Genomic DNA, 16,991 nt, shown 5'->3' with positions numbered 1-16,991 from the left:
CTTAGCGACCGGAAAAAACGGCGCGGGCGGCCGCGCCGGTACCGTCAACGAGCGTGTTGGTGCCGGTAATGCAGCGCGTACGCGAGCGTGAGCAGCACGACGAACACGACGCCGACCACCATCGTCATCCGGAATTCGCGCGTGAACGCGGTCGTGAACAGGATCGCCGCGACGAGCCCCGCACCGAGCAGGCTGCCGAACGGGTGCCCCCACATCCGGAACGCGAGCGCGGGGCCGCGGTACCGCGAACGGAAGCGCAGGTGCGTGACGAAGATCATCAACCATGTGAACAGCGCGCCGAACATCGCGATCGCCATCATCACCGTGAACGCGGTGTCGGGCGCGAGCGCGACCAGCACGGCCGCGACTGCGACGCCGCTGGTCGAGATCCACAGCGCCGCGCGCGGCACGCCGTTCGTGCCGAGCCGGCCGAACATCGCGGGCGCGAGCCGCGCGCGCGACAGGCTGAACATCATCCGCGTCGTCACGTAAAGCTGGCTGTTCATCGCCGACAGCGCCGCGATCAGCAACACGAAGTTGATCACGCCTGCCGCGTACGGCACGTGGGTCGCGGCCATCACCTTCACGAACGGGCTTTCGTCGGTGCCGGCCTGCGTCCAAGGCACGATCGCGAGCATCAGCGACAGCGTCAGCAGGTAGAACAAGACGAGCCGGAACACGGTCGAGCGGAATGCGCGCGTGACCGCGTGCTGCGGATCGCGCGCCTCGCCGGCCGCGATCGCGACGGCTTCGATGCTCATGTAGCTGAAGATCGCGACGATCACCGCGACCCAGGTGCCCCACGGCCCCTTCGGCATGAAGCCGCCGTGCGCGGTGTAGTTCGCGAACCCGATGCCGGATGCGGCCGGCGCCGACCACACGAGATACGCGCCGAGCACGATGAACACGACGATCGCCGCGATCTTCAGCAGCGAGAATGCGTATTCGACCGTGCCGTACAGTGTGACGCTCGCGAGATTCACGGCGATCAGCAGCGCGGAGAAGCCGATCACCCAGTACCAGCCGGGCACGGCCGGGAACCAGTACTTCATGAACACGGCGATCGCGCTGATCTCGGTGCCGATCGCGAACACCACCGCGAACCAGTACGCATAACGCACCAGGAAGCCGGCGAGGGGGCCGACGTAGTGCTCGGCATACGCGCCGAACGAGCCGGCGGTCGGATGCGCGACCGTCATTTCCGCGAGCGCGCCCATCAGCAGCAACGCGATCAGCGCGCCGATCGCATACGAGACCAGCACGCTCGGGCCGGCGAGCCCGATCGCGAACCCGCTGCCGAGGAACAGGCCCGTGCCGATCGCGCCGCCGATCGCGATCATCGCCATCTGCCCCGACGTCAGCGCATGGCGCAACCCTTGTTCGCGCGCGACGATGTCGTCGAACGTCCGTTGTTGTTGTGTCACTGCGTTACCACTCCCCTGCACCACCATCGCGCCGCCGGCGCCGGATAAAACGAAACGGCGCGGAGAACTTCCCGCGCCGTTCGCATGAACAACGAATTATCGCTTACTCGACTTCGACCGTCTCTTCGTTCGGCTTGTGCGGCGGATTCGCCAGCTTGTCGAACGACAACTGCACCTTGTCGTTTTCGTCGACATCAACCGTCACGTGGCCGCCGTTGACGAGCTTGCCGAACAGCAACTCGTCGGCCAGCGCGCGCCGGATCGTGTCCTGGATCAGCCGCTGCATCGGCCGCGCGCCCATCAGCGGGTCGAAGCCGTGCTTCGCGAGATGCTTGCGCAACGCGTCGGTGAAGAGCGCGTCGACCTTCTTCTCGTGCAGCTGTTCCTCGAGCTGGATCAGGAACTTGTCGACCACACGCATGATGATTTCCTCATCGAGCGAGCGGAAGCTGATGATCGAATCCAGGCGGTTGCGGAACTCCGGCGTGAACAGGCGCTTGATGTCGGTCATCTCGTCGCCCGTCTCGCGGCGCGTCGTGAAGCCGATCGTCGCCTTCTGCATCGACTCGGCACCCGCATTCGTCGTCATGATGATGATGACGTTGCGGAAATCCGCCTTGCGGCCGTTGTTGTCCGTCAGCGTGCCGTGGTCCATCACCTGCAGCAGCACGTTGAAGATGTCCGGATGCGCCTTCTCGATTTCGTCGAGCAGCAGCACGCAGTGCGGCTTCTTCGTGACGGCTTCGGTCAGCAGGCCGCCCTGGTCGAACCCGACGTAGCCGGGCGGCGCGCCGATCAGCCGGCTCACCGCATGACGCTCCATGTATTCCGACATGTCGAAGCGGATCAGCTCGATGCCGAGCGTGAACGCGAGCTGGCGCGCCACTTCGGTCTTGCCGACACCCGTCGGGCCGGAGAACAGGAACGCGCCGATCGGCTTGTCCATCTTGCCGAGGCCCGCGCGCGCCATCTTGATCGAGGCCGCGAGCGCGTCGATCGCCGGATCCTGGCCGAACACGACGCTCTTCAGGTCGCGGTCGAGCGTCTGCAGCTTGCTGCGATCGTCCTGCGACACGCTCTGCGGCGGCACGCGCGCGATCTTCGAGATGATTTCCTCGATCTCGCTCTTGCCGATCGTCTTCTTCTGCTTCGACTTCGGCAGGATGCGCTGGGCGGCGCCCGCCTCGTCGATCACGTCGATCGCCTTGTCCGGCAGGTGACGGTCGGTGATGAAGCGCGCCGACAGTTCGGCCGCGGCCGACAGTGCGCCCGACGAATACTTGACGCCGTGATGCTCCTCGAAGCGCGACTTCAGCCCGCGCAGGATCGCGACCGTCTGCTCGACGCTCGGCTCGCTCACGTCGACCTTCTGGAAGCGCCGCGACAGCGCCGCATCCTTCTCGAAGATGCCGCGATATTCGGTGAACGTGGTCGCGCCGATGCACTTGAGCGTGCCCGACGACAACGCCGGCTTCAGCAGGTTCGACGCATCGAGCGTGCCGCCCGACGCGGCGCCCGCGCCGATCAGCGTATGGATTTCGTCGATGAACAGGATCGCGTGCGGACGCTCCTTGAGCTCCTTCAGCACCGTCTTCAGACGCTGCTCGAAATCGCCGCGATACTTGGTGCCCGCCAGCAGCGCCCCCATGTCGAGCGAATACACCTGCGCGTTCGCAAGGATGTCCGGCACTTCGCCGCGCGTGATGCGATAGGCGAGCCCTTCGGCGATCGCGGTCTTGCCGACGCCGGCTTCGCCGACGAGCAACGGATTGTTCTTGCGGCGACGGCACAGCACCTGCACGACGCGCTCGACCTCGGGCTCGCGACCGATCAGCGGATCGATGCGGCCGTCCTTCGCCATCTGGTTCAGGTTCTGCGTGAACTGCGCGAGCGGCGTTTCCTTCTGCGCATTCGCGTCTTCGCTTTCCGCATTCGCGTCGGTCGACTTAGCGGCTTCGCCACTGTTCGTCTTCGCGATGCCGTGCGAAATGAAGTTCACCACGTCCAGGCGCGTGACGCCCTGCTGCTGCAGGTAGTACACGGCGTGCGAATCCTTCTCGCCGAAGATCGCGACCAGCACGTTCGCGCCGGTCACTTCCTTCTTGCCGTTCGACGTCGACTGGACGTGCATGATCGCGCGCTGGATCACGCGCTGGAAACCGAGCGTCGGCTGGGTATCGACATCGTCGGTACCCGGGACGGTAGGTGTGTTGTCGTGGATGAAATTGCGCAGGTTCTGACGCAAGTCCTCGATGTTGGCCGCACACGCGCGCAACACCTCGGCTGCCGTCGGATTATCCAGCAGGGCCAGCAGCAGGTGCTCGACCGTAATGAACTCATGGCGCGCCTGGCGTGCTTCCATGAACGCCATGTGCAGGCTGACTTCCAATTCCTGGGCAATCATGCTTCCTCCATCACGCACTGCAGCGGATGCCCTGCCTGCCGCGCATGGGTAACGACTTGCTCAACCTTGGTCGACGCGATGTCCCGCGTATAGACCCCACAAACCCCTCGCCCTTCGCGATGGACCTTCAGCATGATCTGCGTGGCCGTCTCGCGATCCTTCTTGAAATACTCCTGGACCACCATCACGACGAATTCCATCGGCGTGAAGTCGTCGTTCAGCAGCACCACCTTGTACATCGAAGGCGGCTTGAGCTTCTGCTGCTTGCGTTCCAGGACGGTGCTGTCCTGCTTGTCCGGGATAATCGCCATACACCCATTCTAAACAACTCGGACAGGCCCGCAATCCTGCCATTACCCGACCGACCGGCCGGCGCCCTCCCCGGTATCCCGGAACACGCGATCTTCTTCGTGCCATACGAAAGCCGGCTGCGGTGCCGGCTTTCACGCGTGGCGCGGAACACGAACCGTCAGGGGGAACCGCACCGGAACGTCGTGTCCGCATCCAGTATCCCACAAGCCGGGACGACTCGAACGCGTGTCACTCGAGCCTGGTATATGAGCCGATTATGCGGCTTTTCAAGTCCTCGCGCTTGGCCGCGTGCTGCCAAGCAAAGCCGGAAAAACCCTGAAAATGGGTTCTTTACAACGTCCCTCTAAACGTCTAAAAATTCCACTTGACACTCCAATAAAGAGCGCCAACAATCAAGCTGGCACTTTTTTCAATTCGTCGGTTGGCAAGTTGAAAGAGGCCGAGGTGAGCTTGTGAGGGGGGAACGGCTGCATTTTCCGGTCGTTTAGCTTTTCGAGCGTGCTCGTGGTAAGTAGCAGCGACTGTGTGACAGGGGAAGTAGGAAATGGCAACTGGTATCGTTAAGTGGTTCAACGACGCGAAGGGCTTCGGTTTCATCACTCCCGATGAGGGCGGTGAGGATCTGTTTGCGCACTTCTCGGCTATCACCATGAATGGCTTCAAGACGCTGAAGGAAGGCCAGAAGGTGAGCTTTGACGTCGTCCAAGGGCCGAAGGGCAAGCAAGCGTCGAACATCCAGGCCGTATAAGGCACCGGATATCAGACGAAGAAACCCGGCGCATTGCGCCGGGTTTCTTTTTTTTCGAGGCCGGCCAGTCGATTATCGATTGGCCGGCCTTTTCGTTCAATCCCGATAATTGAACACGTATTGTCTTGTCACACACGCAGATCGGATACTCATCCGGCACGTGAAACATAATCGTCACTTCGTTACACGACCTTCAGCGTGCCCATCATGCCGAGATCCTCGTGTTCGAGAATGTGGCAATGAAACATGCGCTCTCCACGCATGTCCTGCGTGACGAGAATCGTCACGGTTTCGCCGCTGCGCACGTTCACGGTATCGCGCCATGCACGGAACGGTTCGCTCGTGCGCGAATCGCCCGATGCCCGCTCGATCACCTGGAACTGCGTGCCGTGCAGGTGGAACGGGTGATCCATGTCGGTGGTATTGCGAATCTCCCAGCGTTCGACGTCGCCGCGACGGCTCGTCAGCGTCGCGCGGTGCGCCGCGTAGGTTTCGCCGTTGATCGTGAAGCGCATGCCGGCCGGACGGCCGTGCGCCGGTCCCTTCATCATCGCGTCCATGTCCATTTCCTCGCCGAACGCGACCGTCTTTTGCGCAACCGGCTCGCCCAGCGGCGGCACCGCACGCAATGTCGTCGGCAACACACGTGCGGTGGCCGGCGCAAACGCGACGTCGGCCAGCGCCAGTGCCGGATCGGCCGGCAGGCTGCCGTGCCCGTCATCGTGCGACATCGACATCTTGCGGCGGTCGTATTCTGCCGCCTGCAGCACCGCGCGCGACGCGCGATCGCCGGCGCGCACCAGCAGCTCCGCACGCTCGCCCGGCGCGATCAGCAGCGACGTGACGCGGCGCGGCGCGTCGAACAGCCCGCCGTCGGTCCCCGCGTGCTCGAATGCACGGCCGTCGTCGAACGCGATACGCAAGTAGCGCGCGCTGCACGCGTTCCACACGCGCCAGCGCTCGTCGCCCGCGACGTCGATCCGCGGCCGGCGTGCGCCGTTGACCAGCACGAACTGGCCTTCGCGGCCGTTCATCCAGTCCATCATGTCGTTCGGTGCAATTGTGCCGTCGCGCGCAAGCTTCAGGTCCGACACGAACAGGTTGCGCTCGGGCCAGCCTGCCAGCGGATCGTCCGCGGCGCGCACGACGAACGGGCCGGCGAGCCCGCGAAACACCTGCTCGGCCGTCATCATGTGCGGATGCGGGTGGTACCAGTAGGTACCGGCGCTCCCCTTCGGCAACGTGAAGCGGTACACGCGCGACGCGCCGGGCGCGACGGGATCGGACGGGTTGCCGTCCTGATCTGGCGGCACCGGCAGGCCGTGCCAGTGGATCGTCGACGGTTGCGGCAGCTTGTTCACGAACTTGATCTCGACCGTGTCGCCCTCGCGCACGTCGATCATCGGACCCACGACGGGGCCCTGCGTGCCCGCGCCGAACTGCCAGAACGTGGTCGGCCGCGCACCCTGCAGCATCGGGCGCGCCACCGGCTGCGCCACCAGCGTGGCCCGGAACGTGCCGGCCTCGCGGCTTTCGTTCGCGAGCGTACGCAGTGCCGCGAGCGGCGCGCCGGCCGGCAGCGCGTCGGCGGCAGCGAGCGCGGCCGGGGCGGACTTGCCGTGCTGCCCGTGACCCGCCATTCCTGACATGGACGACATGCCGGGCATGTCGTCCATCGATTCCATGCCGGCCATGCCGGCGTGACCGGCATGCTGCGCCCACGCGGCGCGGGCGAACAGCGACGCGGCCGCGACTCCGATGGCGCGCGACAGGAAGGTTCTCCGTATCATCAAATCGTTCCTCGTTATCCATGCTGCGTCGCGCGGCCGCCGCGACACCCGCGCCAGCCGACCGAAGCGCCGATGCGCGACGCCAATCCTGATGCCCGCGTCATCATAACCGCAGGCTCATATCGAGACGCTTCGCCGCCGGGCGGGCGGCGATACGCCGCACACTCGACAACGCCGCGCTGGATTCAGCACGCATCGCCCGGCATCGTCGATCGGCGATCCGCAGCCCTTGACTCACTCCCCCAACAGCAGTCGCCGCCCGCCCCATCCAGTCTCCAGGCGGCCGCCCAGCGCCTGCCGTTCAGCCGCGCCCCGGCGTCGGACGCGTCACCGGGTCGCAAACCCGTCAATATTTCACGATGCGGAACAAGTCTCTGCGTTGTAAAAATTCGTGGTGCAGGGCACAAATTTCCCGTTTCGCGATGCCAAAAAACGTTCCGCAATACAAAACGACGAATATAAATATTTGTTTTTGAAAGATAATTTTTGTTTAGTGGAGCCGTTCGACATGCACCATCCAACCGGGTCGCGGACGTAGACTTTGTCCCATGCACTGACGCTTCGCCACGACGTTCGATACGGAACGCGGCGCAAGCAGCCGGTCGGGCCACAGCCGGTCGAACCGGCAGGCGGCACAACAGAATCGCTTGTGATCAGAAAGGGAGAACGGAAATGAAGGGATTTCGCTTTGGTTCAGCGCTCGGGTCGTTCTACATCCTGCCGGGTAACGGCGGCTGGGAAGCGACGTTCGGAAACGCCCTGCTCGGCGCATTCTCGTGCCCCGAAGTGGCGGCCGACCACATCTCCCGCGGCGACTGCGAGCAACTGTCCGAACTGGACACGGCAACGCTCGAAGTGCCGCACGAAATCGCCGAATGGGAAATCGTTCACGTCTGAATGGCAAGCCTGCAACAAAAAACGCCCCGGGCGACCGGGGCGTTTTTTTCTTGTAACGGGCGGAGGGCAGTCTGGCCCGCCGCGCCGTCACTGGCTTCGACCCGCGCGATCGCGCGGCCTGCGTCAGGCGACCGCGTCGACGATGGCGTTCAGCGTCGCGCTCGGGCGCATCGCCTGGCTCGTCAGGTCGACGTTCGGACGGTAGTAGCCGCCGATGGCCTGCGCCTTGCCCTGCGCGGCAGCCAGTTCTTCCAGAATGCGCGCTTCGTTGTCGGACAACGACTTCGCCACGCCTTCGAACTGCGCCTTCAGCGCCGCGTCCTCGGTCTGCTCGGCCAGCGCCTGCGCCCAGTACAGGCACAGGTAGAAGTGGCTGCCGCGGTTGTCGAGGCCGCCGACCTTGCGCGCAGGCGACTTGTTCTCGTCCAGGAACTTGCCGGTCGCCTGGTCGAGCGTCTTCGCGAGCACGAGTGCCTTCGGGTTCTGGTACGCGTTGCCGAGGTGTTCGAGCGATGCCGCGAGCGCGAGGAATTCGCCGAGCGAATCCCAGCGCAGGAAGCCTTCCTCGACGAACTGTTGCACGTGCTTCGGCGCGGAGCCGCCCGCACCCGTTTCGAACATCCCGCCGCCGGCCATCAGCGGCACGATCGACAGCATCTTCGCGCTGGTGCCGAGTTCCATGATCGGGAACAGGTCGGTCAGGTAGTCGCGCAGCACGTTGCCGGTGACCGAGATCGTGTCCTTGCCCGCACGGATGCGTTCGAGCGAGAAGCGCGTCGCGTCGACCGGCGTCATCACGCGGATGTCGAGGCCGTTCGTGTCGTGATCCTTCAGGTAACGCTCGACCTTCGCGATGATCTGCGCGTCGTGTGCGCGTGCCGGATCGAGCCAGAACACGGCCGGTGCGCCGGTCGCGCGCGCGCGGTTGACCGCGAGCTTGACCCAGTCCTGCACCGGTGCGTCCTTCGTCTGGCACATGCGCCAGATGTCGCCCGATTCCACCGCATGCTCGAGCAGCACGTTGCCCGCTTCGTCGGTGACGCGCACGACGCCATCCGCCGGAATCTGGAACGTCTTGTCGTGCGAACCGTATTCTTCAGCCGCCTGCGCCATCAGGCCGACGTTCGGCACGCTGCCCATCGTGACCGGATCGAACGCGCCGTGCTGCTTGCAGTCCTCGATCACGGCCTGGTAGACACCGGCGTAGCAACGATCCGGAATCACGGCCTTCGCGTCGTACAGTTGGCCGTCCGGGCCCCACATGCCGCCCGAATCGCGGATCATCGCCGGCATCGATGCGTCGACGATCACGTCGCTCGGCACGTGCAGGTTCGTGATGCCCTTGTCCGAGTTGACCATCGCAAGGCGCGGACGCACCGCGTATTCGGCCTTGATGTCGGCTTCGATCGCTTCGCGCGTGTCGGCCGGCAGGTCCTTCAGGCGCGCGTACAGGTCGCCGATCCCGTTGTTCGGGTTGAAACCGGCCTGCGCCAGCACGTCTGCGTGTTTCGCAAGCGCGTCGCGGTAGAACACCGACACGAAGTGACCGAACAGGATCGGGTCCGAGACCTTCATCATGGTCGCCTTCAGGTGCACCGAGAACAGCACGTCCTGCGCCTTCGCGTCGGCGATCTGCGCTTCGATGAAGCTGCGCAGCGCGTTGCGGCTCATCACCGATGCGTCGATGACTTCACCGGCCTTCACGGCCGTCTTTTCCTTCAGCACCTTCTTCGCGCCGTCGGTCGTCGTGAGTTCGATCTTCACGCTGCCGGCTTCGGCGATCAGCGCCGACTTCTCGCTGCCGTAGAAGTCGCCTTCGCTCATGTGCGCGACATGCGCCTTCGACGTGGCTTTCCAGGCGCCCATCTTGTGCGGATGCTTGCGTGCGTAGTTCTTGACCGACAGCGGCGCGCGGCGGTCGGAGTTGCCTTCGCGCAGCACCGGGTTCACCGCGCTGCCCTTGATCTTGTCGTAGCGGGCCTTGACCGCTTTCTCTTCGTCCGTCGACGGATCTTCCGGGTAGGCCGGCAGCGCGTAGCCCTGCGCCTGCAGTTCGGCGATCGCGGCCTTGAGCTGCGGCACCGATGCGCTGATGTTCGGCAGCTTGATGATGTTCGCTTCCGGCTTCAGCGTGAGCTGGCCCAGTTCGGCCAGATCGTCGGAACCCTTCTGCTCGGGCGGCAGGATGTCTGCGAATGCCGCGACGATGCGGCCGGCGAGCGAGATGTCGCGCGTTTCGACGGCGACGCCGGACGAACGCGTGAAGGCCTTGACGATCGGCAGCAGCGAATAGGTCGCGAGCGCGGGCGCTTCGTCAGTGAGGGTGTAGATGATCTTGGGCGAAGTGGACATGGTCGATGCGTTGCTACGTGAAAATTTGGACTGAGGAGCGCCGGCGGTAACCGGCGGGGAGCGACCGGGTCGGTCGCGAAAGGGGCGCGCCGGCTCAGCCGGGCGGTGGTGTTGCGAGGGCCGTCATGTTCTACCTTGCAGGGCCTCCGGGCCGCATCGCGGCGCCGCGGCCCGCATGCCGGACCGCCCTGCCAACAAACCTGCCATCCACGAAACGCTCCGGCGCCGGCAGTCAGCGCCGGGGCGGCCGGCAACCTGCCGGCCCACCCCGGAAGGGGTCTTACATGTTCTCGATCAGCACTTCACCGAAGCCCGAGCACGACACCTGCGTCGCACCTTCCATCAGGCGCGCGAAGTCGTACGTGACGCGCTTCTGCAGGATCGACTTCTCCATCGCGGCGATGATCGTGTCGGCTGCTTCCGTCCAGCCGAGGTGGCGCAGCATCATTTCCGCCGACAGGATCTCGGAACCCGGGTTCACGTAATCCTTGCCCGCGTACTTCGGTGCCGTGCCGTGCGTCGCCTCGAACATCGCGACCGAATCTGACAGGTTCGCACCCGGTGCGATCCCGATGCCGCCGACCTGCGCGGCCAGTGCGTCGGAGATGTAGTCGCCGTTCAGGTTCAGCGTGGCGATCACGTCGTATTCGGCCGGGCGCAGCAGGATCTGCTGCAGGAACGCATCGGCGATCGAATCCTTGATGACGATCTCGTTGCCCGTCTTCGGGTTCTTCACGCGCATCCACGGGCCGCCGTCGATCAGCTCGCCGCCGAATTCCTTCTGCGCCAGCGCGTAGCCGGCGTCACGGAACAGGCCTTCCGTGAACTTCATGATGTTGCCCTTGTGCACCAGCGTGACCGACTTGCGATCGTTGTCGATCGCGTACTGGATCGCCTTGCGCACGAGACGCTCGGTGCCTTCGGTCGACACGGGCTTGACGCCGATGCCCGAGGTTTCCGGGAAGCGGATCTTCTTCACGCCCATCTCGTCCTGCAGGAACTTGATGACCTTCTTCGCCTGCTCGGAGCCCGCGGCCCATTCGATGCCCGCGTAGATGTCTTCCGAGTTCTCGCGGAAGATCACCATGTCGATCTTTTGCGGCTCGCGCACCGGCGACGGCACGCCCTTGAAGTACTGCACCGGGCGCAGGCACACATACAGGTCGAGTTCCTGGCGCAGCGCGACGTTCAGCGAACGGATGCCGCCGCCGACCGGGGTCGTGAGCGGCCCCTTGATCGACACCACGTATTCCTTGAGCACCTGCAGCGTTTCGTCCGGGAGCCACACGTCCGGGCCGTACACCTTCGTCGCCTTCTCGCCCGCGAAGATCTCCATCCAGTGGATCTTGCGCTTGCCCTTGTAGGCATGCGCGACCGCCGCGTCGACAACCTTGATCATGACCGGCGTGATATCGAAGCCCGTACCGTCGCCTTCGATATAGGGAATGATCGGCTGATCGGAAACGTTGAGCGAGAAGTCCTTGTTGACGGTGATCTTGTCACCGCCTTCCGGAACCTTGATGTGCTGATACGGCATGATCGACTCCAGTGACGTGGCTGAGCAGGTGATGCTGGTCGAAGCTGCGCGCGCGGCGGGGGCGCGGCATGGCCACCCCGTGACGGCAACAGCGAGCCGCTATTCTAGCGCCCCAACCGGGCACTTCGGCATGAAGCGCGGCACTGCGTATCAAGACCCCACTTATGTCTTATATAAGACAGAGGACTTGGCGTTCCGTATTATGCATTAAGATTCCGCCATTTGCCATAGACCGCCCGCCCCCGCCTCCCGCGGCGCGCCGGGCGGGCGACCCGCCATGAACCTGATCGCCCTCAACAAGCCGTTCGGCACGATTTGCCAGTTTTCCGCGCACGAGACGCGCCCGTCGCTCGGCGACTGGGTAAAAACGCCCGGCGTCTACGCGGCCGGCCGGCTCGACGCGGACAGCGAGGGGTTGCTGCTGCTCACCGACGACGGGGCGCTGCAGGCGCGCATCGCCGAGCCGCGCCACAAGCTCGTGAAGCGCTACTGGGCACAGGTCGAGGGCGCGCCGGGCGCCGCCGACCTGAAGGCGCTCGCGCGCGGCGTCGACCTCGGCGACTACGTGACGCGGCCATGCCGCGCCGAATTCATCGAACCGCCCGACGCGCTGTGGCCGCGCAACCCGCCGATCCGCTACCGCGCCGCGATCCCGACGACGTGGATCGAACTCGCGATCACCGAAGGCAAGAACCGGCAGGTGCGCCGGATGACGGCGGCCGTCGGCTTCCCGACGTTGCGCCTGGTACGCGTCGGCATCGGCGCACTGGATATATTCGCGCTCGACATTGCACCGGGAGAAACAATCGCACTGCCGCCGCGCGCGCCGTGGGACGGTTTCGCGCCCGCCGGATGACGGATTCGGGACGGGCGAATTTTTCGTCATCTTTTTCGTCAACCGCCCGCGAAGATCGCGCGTTAAACCACGCAGATGCCAACCTTAGCTATCCGGCATTGGCAGCCGAGCCGTGTTTGCGTCACGAAAGCGACGTTTTTATCGAATACGATTCGGCGCCCGCAGCGCAATGAGAAATTTCTCGAAGCGTCTGTCAACCGAAAGGTGGATGGCACCGTTAGACGACATGACTCCTATTGCCGGGTCATTTGGTTAATTAACTAAAGCTGAGGAACACAACATGAACAAACTGATCGCCGCTCTGGTCGCTGGCCTCTTCGCAACGGCTGCATTCGCACAAGCATCGGCTCCGGAAGCTGCTCCGGCTGCTGCTGAAGCTGCTTCGGCACCGGCTAAGCACGCTGCCAAGAAGCACCACGCAGCCAAGAAGCACCACAAGGCATCGAAGAAGGCTGCAGCAAGCGACGCAGCAGCACCGGCAGCTGCTTCGAACTAAGTAAGCTTGCTGTAATAACGCAGTCAAGAACACGCAGTCTTGCCGTTCTTACGGCGTTGAAAGGCAGATCACCGCAAGGCGATCTGCCTTTTTCTTTTGTGTGCCCGTCGGCGCGCATCGCGTACCATGCGGGTCTTGTTTTCCAGATAGGAGCCTTGCTGTGCAATTCTCCCTGCGCTCGTCGCTCGGCCGCCTTGCGCGCGCCGCCGTGTTTCCCGCCGCGCTCGCCGTGCTCGCGCTCGGCATGCAGGCCGCCGGCGCGCAAGTGCCGCCCGGCGCCAAGCAGCCGAGCGAATTCCCGCGCGTGAAGCTGCGCGCCGGCATGTACGTGATCGACGCGGCCGTCGCCGCGAACGACCCCGACCGCGAACAGGGGCTGATGTACCGTTCGCAGCTCGCGCCGAACGAAGGCATGCTGTTCGTGTTCAACGAGAACGCGGTGCACTGCTTCTGGATGAAGAACACGCTGATCCCGCTGTCGATCGCGTTCATCCGCGCGGACGGCACGATCACCGACATCGACGAGATGAAGGCCGAGACGACCGACAACCACTGCCCGCGCAACAACGGCGTCTATGCCCTCGAAATGAGCAAGGGCTGGTTCGCGGCGAAGGGCATCAAGCCCGGCATGAAGCTCGAAGGGCTGCCGCAAGCCCAGTAACGGATATCGCCGCGCCGCCGACCCGACCCGCGTCACGTCGCGCCGCGTACCGACCGAAGCCGGCCGCCCGTTGCGCGCCGGCTTTTTTTCGCCTGCCGCCGGCGGCGCCCGCCTTGATTCGGCAAACACTGCCCGCATCTGCAAAAGCCACGGACAAGCGCTATCCTTTAAATCTCGCTAGTCCAGCCCGGGCCGGCCCAGCCGGCCCGCTTACGATCCGAACCTAAGGAGGTTCACGTGCCCCGCAAAACCCCCATCGAGCGCTATCGCAATATCGGGATCAGTGCTCACATCGATGCCGGCAAGACCACGACGACCGAGCGCATCCTGTTTTACACCGGCGTGAGCCACAAGATCGGTGAAGTGCACGACGGCGCGGCCACGATGGACTGGATGGAGCAGGAGCAGGAACGCGGCATCACGATCACGTCGGCCGCGACCACGGCTTTCTGGAAGGGCATGGCCGGCAACTATCCGGAGCACCGGATCAACATCATCGACACGCCCGGGCACGTCGACTTCACGATTGAAGTCGAGCGCTCGATGCGCGTGCTCGACGGCGCGTGCATGGTCTACGACTCGGTCGGCGGTGTGCAGCCGCAGTCCGAAACCGTCTGGCGCCAGGCCAACAAGTACAAGGTGCCGCGCATCGCGTTCGTCAACAAGATGGACCGCATCGGCGCCGATTTCTTCCGCGTGCAGCGGCAGATCGGCGAGCGCCTGAAAGGCGTCGCCGTGCCGATCCAGATTCCGATCGGCGCGGAGGATCATTTCCAGGGCGTCGTCGACCTCGTGAAGATGAAGGCGATCGTGTGGGACGACGAAAGCCAGGGCGTGAAGTTCACGTACGAGGACATCCCCGCGAACCTCGTCGAGCTCGCGCACGAATGGCGCGAGAAGATGGTCGAGGCCGCGGCCGAAGCGAGCGAAGAACTGCTCGAGAAGTATCTGCACGACCATGAATCGCTGACCGAGGACGAGATCAAGGCCGCGCTGCGCCAGCGCACGATCGCGAACGAGATCGTGCCGATGCTGTGCGGCAGCGCGTTCAAGAACAAGGGTGTGCAGGCGATGCTCGACGCGGTGATCGACTACCTGCCGTCGCCCGTCGACGTGCCCGCGATCCTCGGCCACGACTTCCACGATCCGGAAAAGCCGGCGGAACGTCATCCGAGCGACGACGAGCCGTTCTCGTCGCTCGCGTTCAAGATCATGACCGACCCGTTCGTCGGCCAGCTGATCTTCTTCCGTGTGTATTCGGGCGTCGTCGAGTCCGGCGACACGGTGCTGAACGCGACCAAGGACAAGAAGGAACGGCTCGGCCGGATCCTGCAGATGCACGCGAACGAGCGCAAGGAAATCAAGGAAGTGCGCGCCGGCGACATCGCGGCGGCTGTCGGCCTGAAGGAAGCGACCACCGGCGACACGCTGTGCGACCCGACGAAGCCGATCATCCTCGAGAAGATGGAATTCCCGGAACCGGTGATCTCGCAGGCCGTCGAGCCGAAGACGAAGGCGGACCAGGAAAAGATGGGCCTCGCGCTGAACCGTCTCGCGCAGGAAGATCCGTCGTTCCGCGTGCAGACCGACGAAGAGTCCGGCCAGACGATCATTTCGGGGATGGGCGAGCTTCACCTCGAAATCCTGGTCGACCGGATGAAGCGTGAATTCGGCGTCGAAGCGACGGTCGGCAAGCCGCAGGTCGCGTATCGCGAGACGGTGCGCACGACGGCGTCCGACGTCGAGGGCAAGTTCGTCAAGCAGTCGGGTGGCCGCGGTCAGTACGGCCATGCGGTGATCACGCTCGAGCCGAACCCCGGCAAGGGCTACGAGTTCCTCGACGAGATCAAGGGCGGCGTGATTCCGCGTGAATTCATCCCGGCCGTCGACAAGGGCATCACCGAAACGCTGAAGAGCGGCGTGCTCGCGGGCTACCCGGTCGTCGACGTGAAGGTGCACCTGACGTTCGGCTCGTACCACGACGTCGACTCGAACGAAAACGCGTTCCGGATGGCCGGCTCGATGGCGTTCAAGGAAGCGATGCGCCGTGCGAAGCCGGTGCTGCTCGAGCCGATGATGGCGGTCGAGGTCGAAACGCCCGAGGAATTCATGGGCAACGTGATGGGCGACCTGTCGAGCCGTCGCGGCATCGTGCAGGGGATGGAAGACATCGCGGGCGGCGGCGGCAAGCTCGTGCGCGCCGAGGTGCCGCTCGCGGAGATGTTCGGCTATTCGACGTCGCTGCGTTCGGCCACGCAGGGCCGCGCAACCTACACGATGGAGTTCAAGCAGTACGCGGAAACGCCGGCCAACGTATCGGAAGGCGTGATCAGCGCGAAAGTGAAGTAAGCGCGGCGCGATCTCGCGCTGTCGCACGCAGCAAGGCCCGTCCGGAACCGGACGGGCCTTTTTTCATGCGTGCACGCCGTGCGCGCGGCTTTTTTGATCGGCACGGCCGGTATTTTTTTCGCGTGCCACAATGCAGCGCGATTCGTCAGATGGAACCATCCCGATGCCGCCCACCCCTGCCCTGCGCCGCCTGCTGATCCTCTATGCCGGCCTGATCGCCGCGAACGCCGCCGTCTGGCTGTGGGCGCTCGCCGTGTTGCGCGATCATCCGCTGCTGCTCGGCACCGCGGCGATCGCTTACGGGCTCGGGCTGCGTCACGCGGTCGACGCCGATCACATCGCCGCGATCGACGTTGCGACGCGCAAGCTGATGCAGGACGGCCAGCGACCGGTGAGCGTCGGGCTGTTCTTCTCGCTCGGCCATTCGACCATCGTGATCGCCGCGACGCTCGGCATCGCGCTGACGGCATTCGCGCTGCGCGACCGGTTCGATGCGTTCCGCGAGATCGGCGGCACGATCGGCACGGCGGTGTCGGCCACCTTCCTGCTCGTGCTCGCGTGCGTGAACCTGGCGATCCTGCGCGACGTGTGGCGGCGCTATCGCGGCACGCACGGCCATGGGCATGGGCACGCGCACGATGCGGCGCACGTGCACCGCCCGGCCGGGCTCGTGTCCCGGCTGCTGCGTCCGCTGTTCCGGTTCGTGTCGAAGAGCTGGCACATGTATCCGGTCGGCGTGCTGTTCGGGCTCGGTTTCGATACTGCAACCGAAATCGGCCTGCTCGCGATCGCGGCCGCACAGGCGAGCCAGGGGCTGCCGGTCTATACGGTCATGCTGTTTCCCGCGCTTTTCACCGCCGGCATGACGCTGATCGACTCGACCGATAACGTGCTGATGATTCACGCGTACGGTTGGGCAATGGACGATCCGCAGCGCAAGCTGCTCTACAACGCGAGCATCACGTTCGTGTCGGCGGCCGTCGCGCTGGCGATCGGCGGGATCGAGGCAGCCGGCCTGCTGGCCGACAAGCTGTCGCTGACGGGCCCCGTGCGCGACGCGCTCGATGCGGTCGGCGAGCGCTTCGGCTCGATCGGCTACGGCATCGTCGCCCTGTTCCTCGTCTGCTGGATCGCATCGATCCTGTTCCACCGCTGGCAGCGCGCG

General features: G+C 64.6%; 13 protein-coding genes. 7 read left to right on the top strand and 6 right to left on the bottom strand.

Annotation, left to right across the window (positions count from 1 at the left end):
* Positions 1–44: 44 nt before the first annotated feature.
* The 3 genes from FOZ70_RS17530 to clpS all read right to left on the bottom strand — a co-directional run bounded on the left by FOZ70_RS17530 (position 45) and on the right by clpS (position 4,139).
* Complete coding sequence (locus FOZ70_RS17530; RefSeq protein WP_219706352.1) at positions 45–1,424, bottom strand: amino acid permease; 1,380 nt, start codon at positions 1,422–1,424, stop codon at positions 45–47.
* 103 nt (positions 1,425–1,527) lie between these two features.
* A complete protein-coding gene (clpA, locus tag FOZ70_RS17525; protein ID WP_021160738.1) occupies positions 1,528–3,828 on the bottom strand; it encodes an ATP-dependent Clp protease ATP-binding subunit ClpA in 2,301 nt (766 codons plus the stop codon).
* Positions 3,825–4,139, bottom strand: a complete 315-nt coding sequence (gene clpS / locus FOZ70_RS17520) for an ATP-dependent Clp protease adapter ClpS (RefSeq protein WP_006398529.1) — start codon at positions 4,137–4,139, stop codon at positions 3,825–3,827. The genes clpA and clpS overlap by 4 nt, the downstream gene beginning before the upstream one ends.
* 545 nt (positions 4,140–4,684) lie before the next feature.
* Here clpS and FOZ70_RS17515 point away from each other — a divergent pair.
* Positions 4,685–4,888 carry a cold-shock protein gene (locus tag FOZ70_RS17515; protein WP_006488945.1) on the top strand — a complete coding sequence of 68 codons (204 nt, stop codon included), beginning with the start codon at positions 4,685–4,687 and terminating at the stop codon, positions 4,886–4,888.
* A 182-nt stretch (positions 4,889–5,070) separates the two neighbouring features.
* On the opposite strand, the gene FOZ70_RS17510 is transcribed toward FOZ70_RS17515, so the two are convergent.
* Entirely contained in the window at positions 5,071–6,678 is a 1,608-nt protein-coding gene (locus tag FOZ70_RS17510) for a multicopper oxidase family protein (RefSeq protein ID WP_219706351.1), read from the bottom strand.
* 672 nt (positions 6,679–7,350) lie between these two features.
* Here FOZ70_RS17510 and FOZ70_RS17505 point away from each other — a divergent pair.
* Positions 7,351–7,575 (top strand): hypothetical protein, encoded by a 225-nt coding sequence (locus tag FOZ70_RS17505; RefSeq protein WP_006490888.1) that lies wholly within the window; start codon positions 7,351–7,353, stop codon positions 7,573–7,575.
* 123 nt (positions 7,576–7,698) lie between these two features.
* Here FOZ70_RS17505 and FOZ70_RS17500 read toward each other — a convergent pair whose 3' ends face one another.
* Together FOZ70_RS17500 and icd are read right to left on the bottom strand one after the other, a co-directional pair.
* Entirely contained in the window at positions 7,699–9,927 is a 2,229-nt protein-coding gene (locus tag FOZ70_RS17500; RefSeq protein ID WP_059621138.1) for an NADP-dependent isocitrate dehydrogenase, read from the bottom strand.
* Positions 9,928–10,207: 280 nt separating this feature from the next.
* Entirely contained in the window at positions 10,208–11,464 is a 1,257-nt protein-coding gene (icd, locus tag FOZ70_RS17495; RefSeq protein WP_006478026.1) for an NADP-dependent isocitrate dehydrogenase, read from the bottom strand.
* A gap of 277 nt (positions 11,465–11,741) precedes the next feature.
* Here icd and FOZ70_RS17490 point away from each other — a divergent pair, with 277 nt between their 5' ends.
* The 5 genes from FOZ70_RS17490 to FOZ70_RS17470 form a co-directional block, all read left to right on the top strand.
* Positions 11,742–12,320 (top strand): pseudouridine synthase, encoded by a 579-nt coding sequence (locus FOZ70_RS17490; protein ID WP_021163328.1) that lies wholly within the window; start codon positions 11,742–11,744, stop codon positions 12,318–12,320.
* A 280-nt stretch (positions 12,321–12,600) separates the two neighbouring features.
* Entirely contained in the window at positions 12,601–12,816 is a 216-nt protein-coding gene (locus tag FOZ70_RS17485) for a hypothetical protein (protein ID WP_011352970.1), read from the top strand.
* Between the two features lie 160 nt (positions 12,817–12,976).
* Positions 12,977–13,477 carry a DUF192 domain-containing protein gene (locus tag FOZ70_RS17480; protein WP_059590530.1) on the top strand — a complete coding sequence of 167 codons (501 nt, stop codon included), beginning with the start codon at positions 12,977–12,979 and terminating at the stop codon, positions 13,475–13,477.
* Between the two features lie 237 nt (positions 13,478–13,714).
* Positions 13,715–15,826 (top strand): elongation factor G, encoded by a 2,112-nt coding sequence (gene fusA, locus FOZ70_RS17475; RefSeq protein WP_021163325.1) that lies wholly within the window; start codon positions 13,715–13,717, stop codon positions 15,824–15,826.
* A gap of 163 nt (positions 15,827–15,989) precedes the next feature.
* A partial coding sequence (locus tag FOZ70_RS17470) for a HoxN/HupN/NixA family nickel/cobalt transporter (protein ID WP_219706350.1) occupies positions 15,990–16,991 on the top strand: 1,002 nt, incomplete at its 3' end.

This window comes from Burkholderia sp. COPS, assembly GCF_019425585.1.
GTDB lineage: Bacteria > Pseudomonadota > Gammaproteobacteria > Burkholderiales > Burkholderiaceae > Burkholderia > Burkholderia cepacia.
The sequence above is the reverse complement of the archived record's forward strand: the minus strand, read 5'-3'. Positions and strand labels throughout refer to the sequence as shown.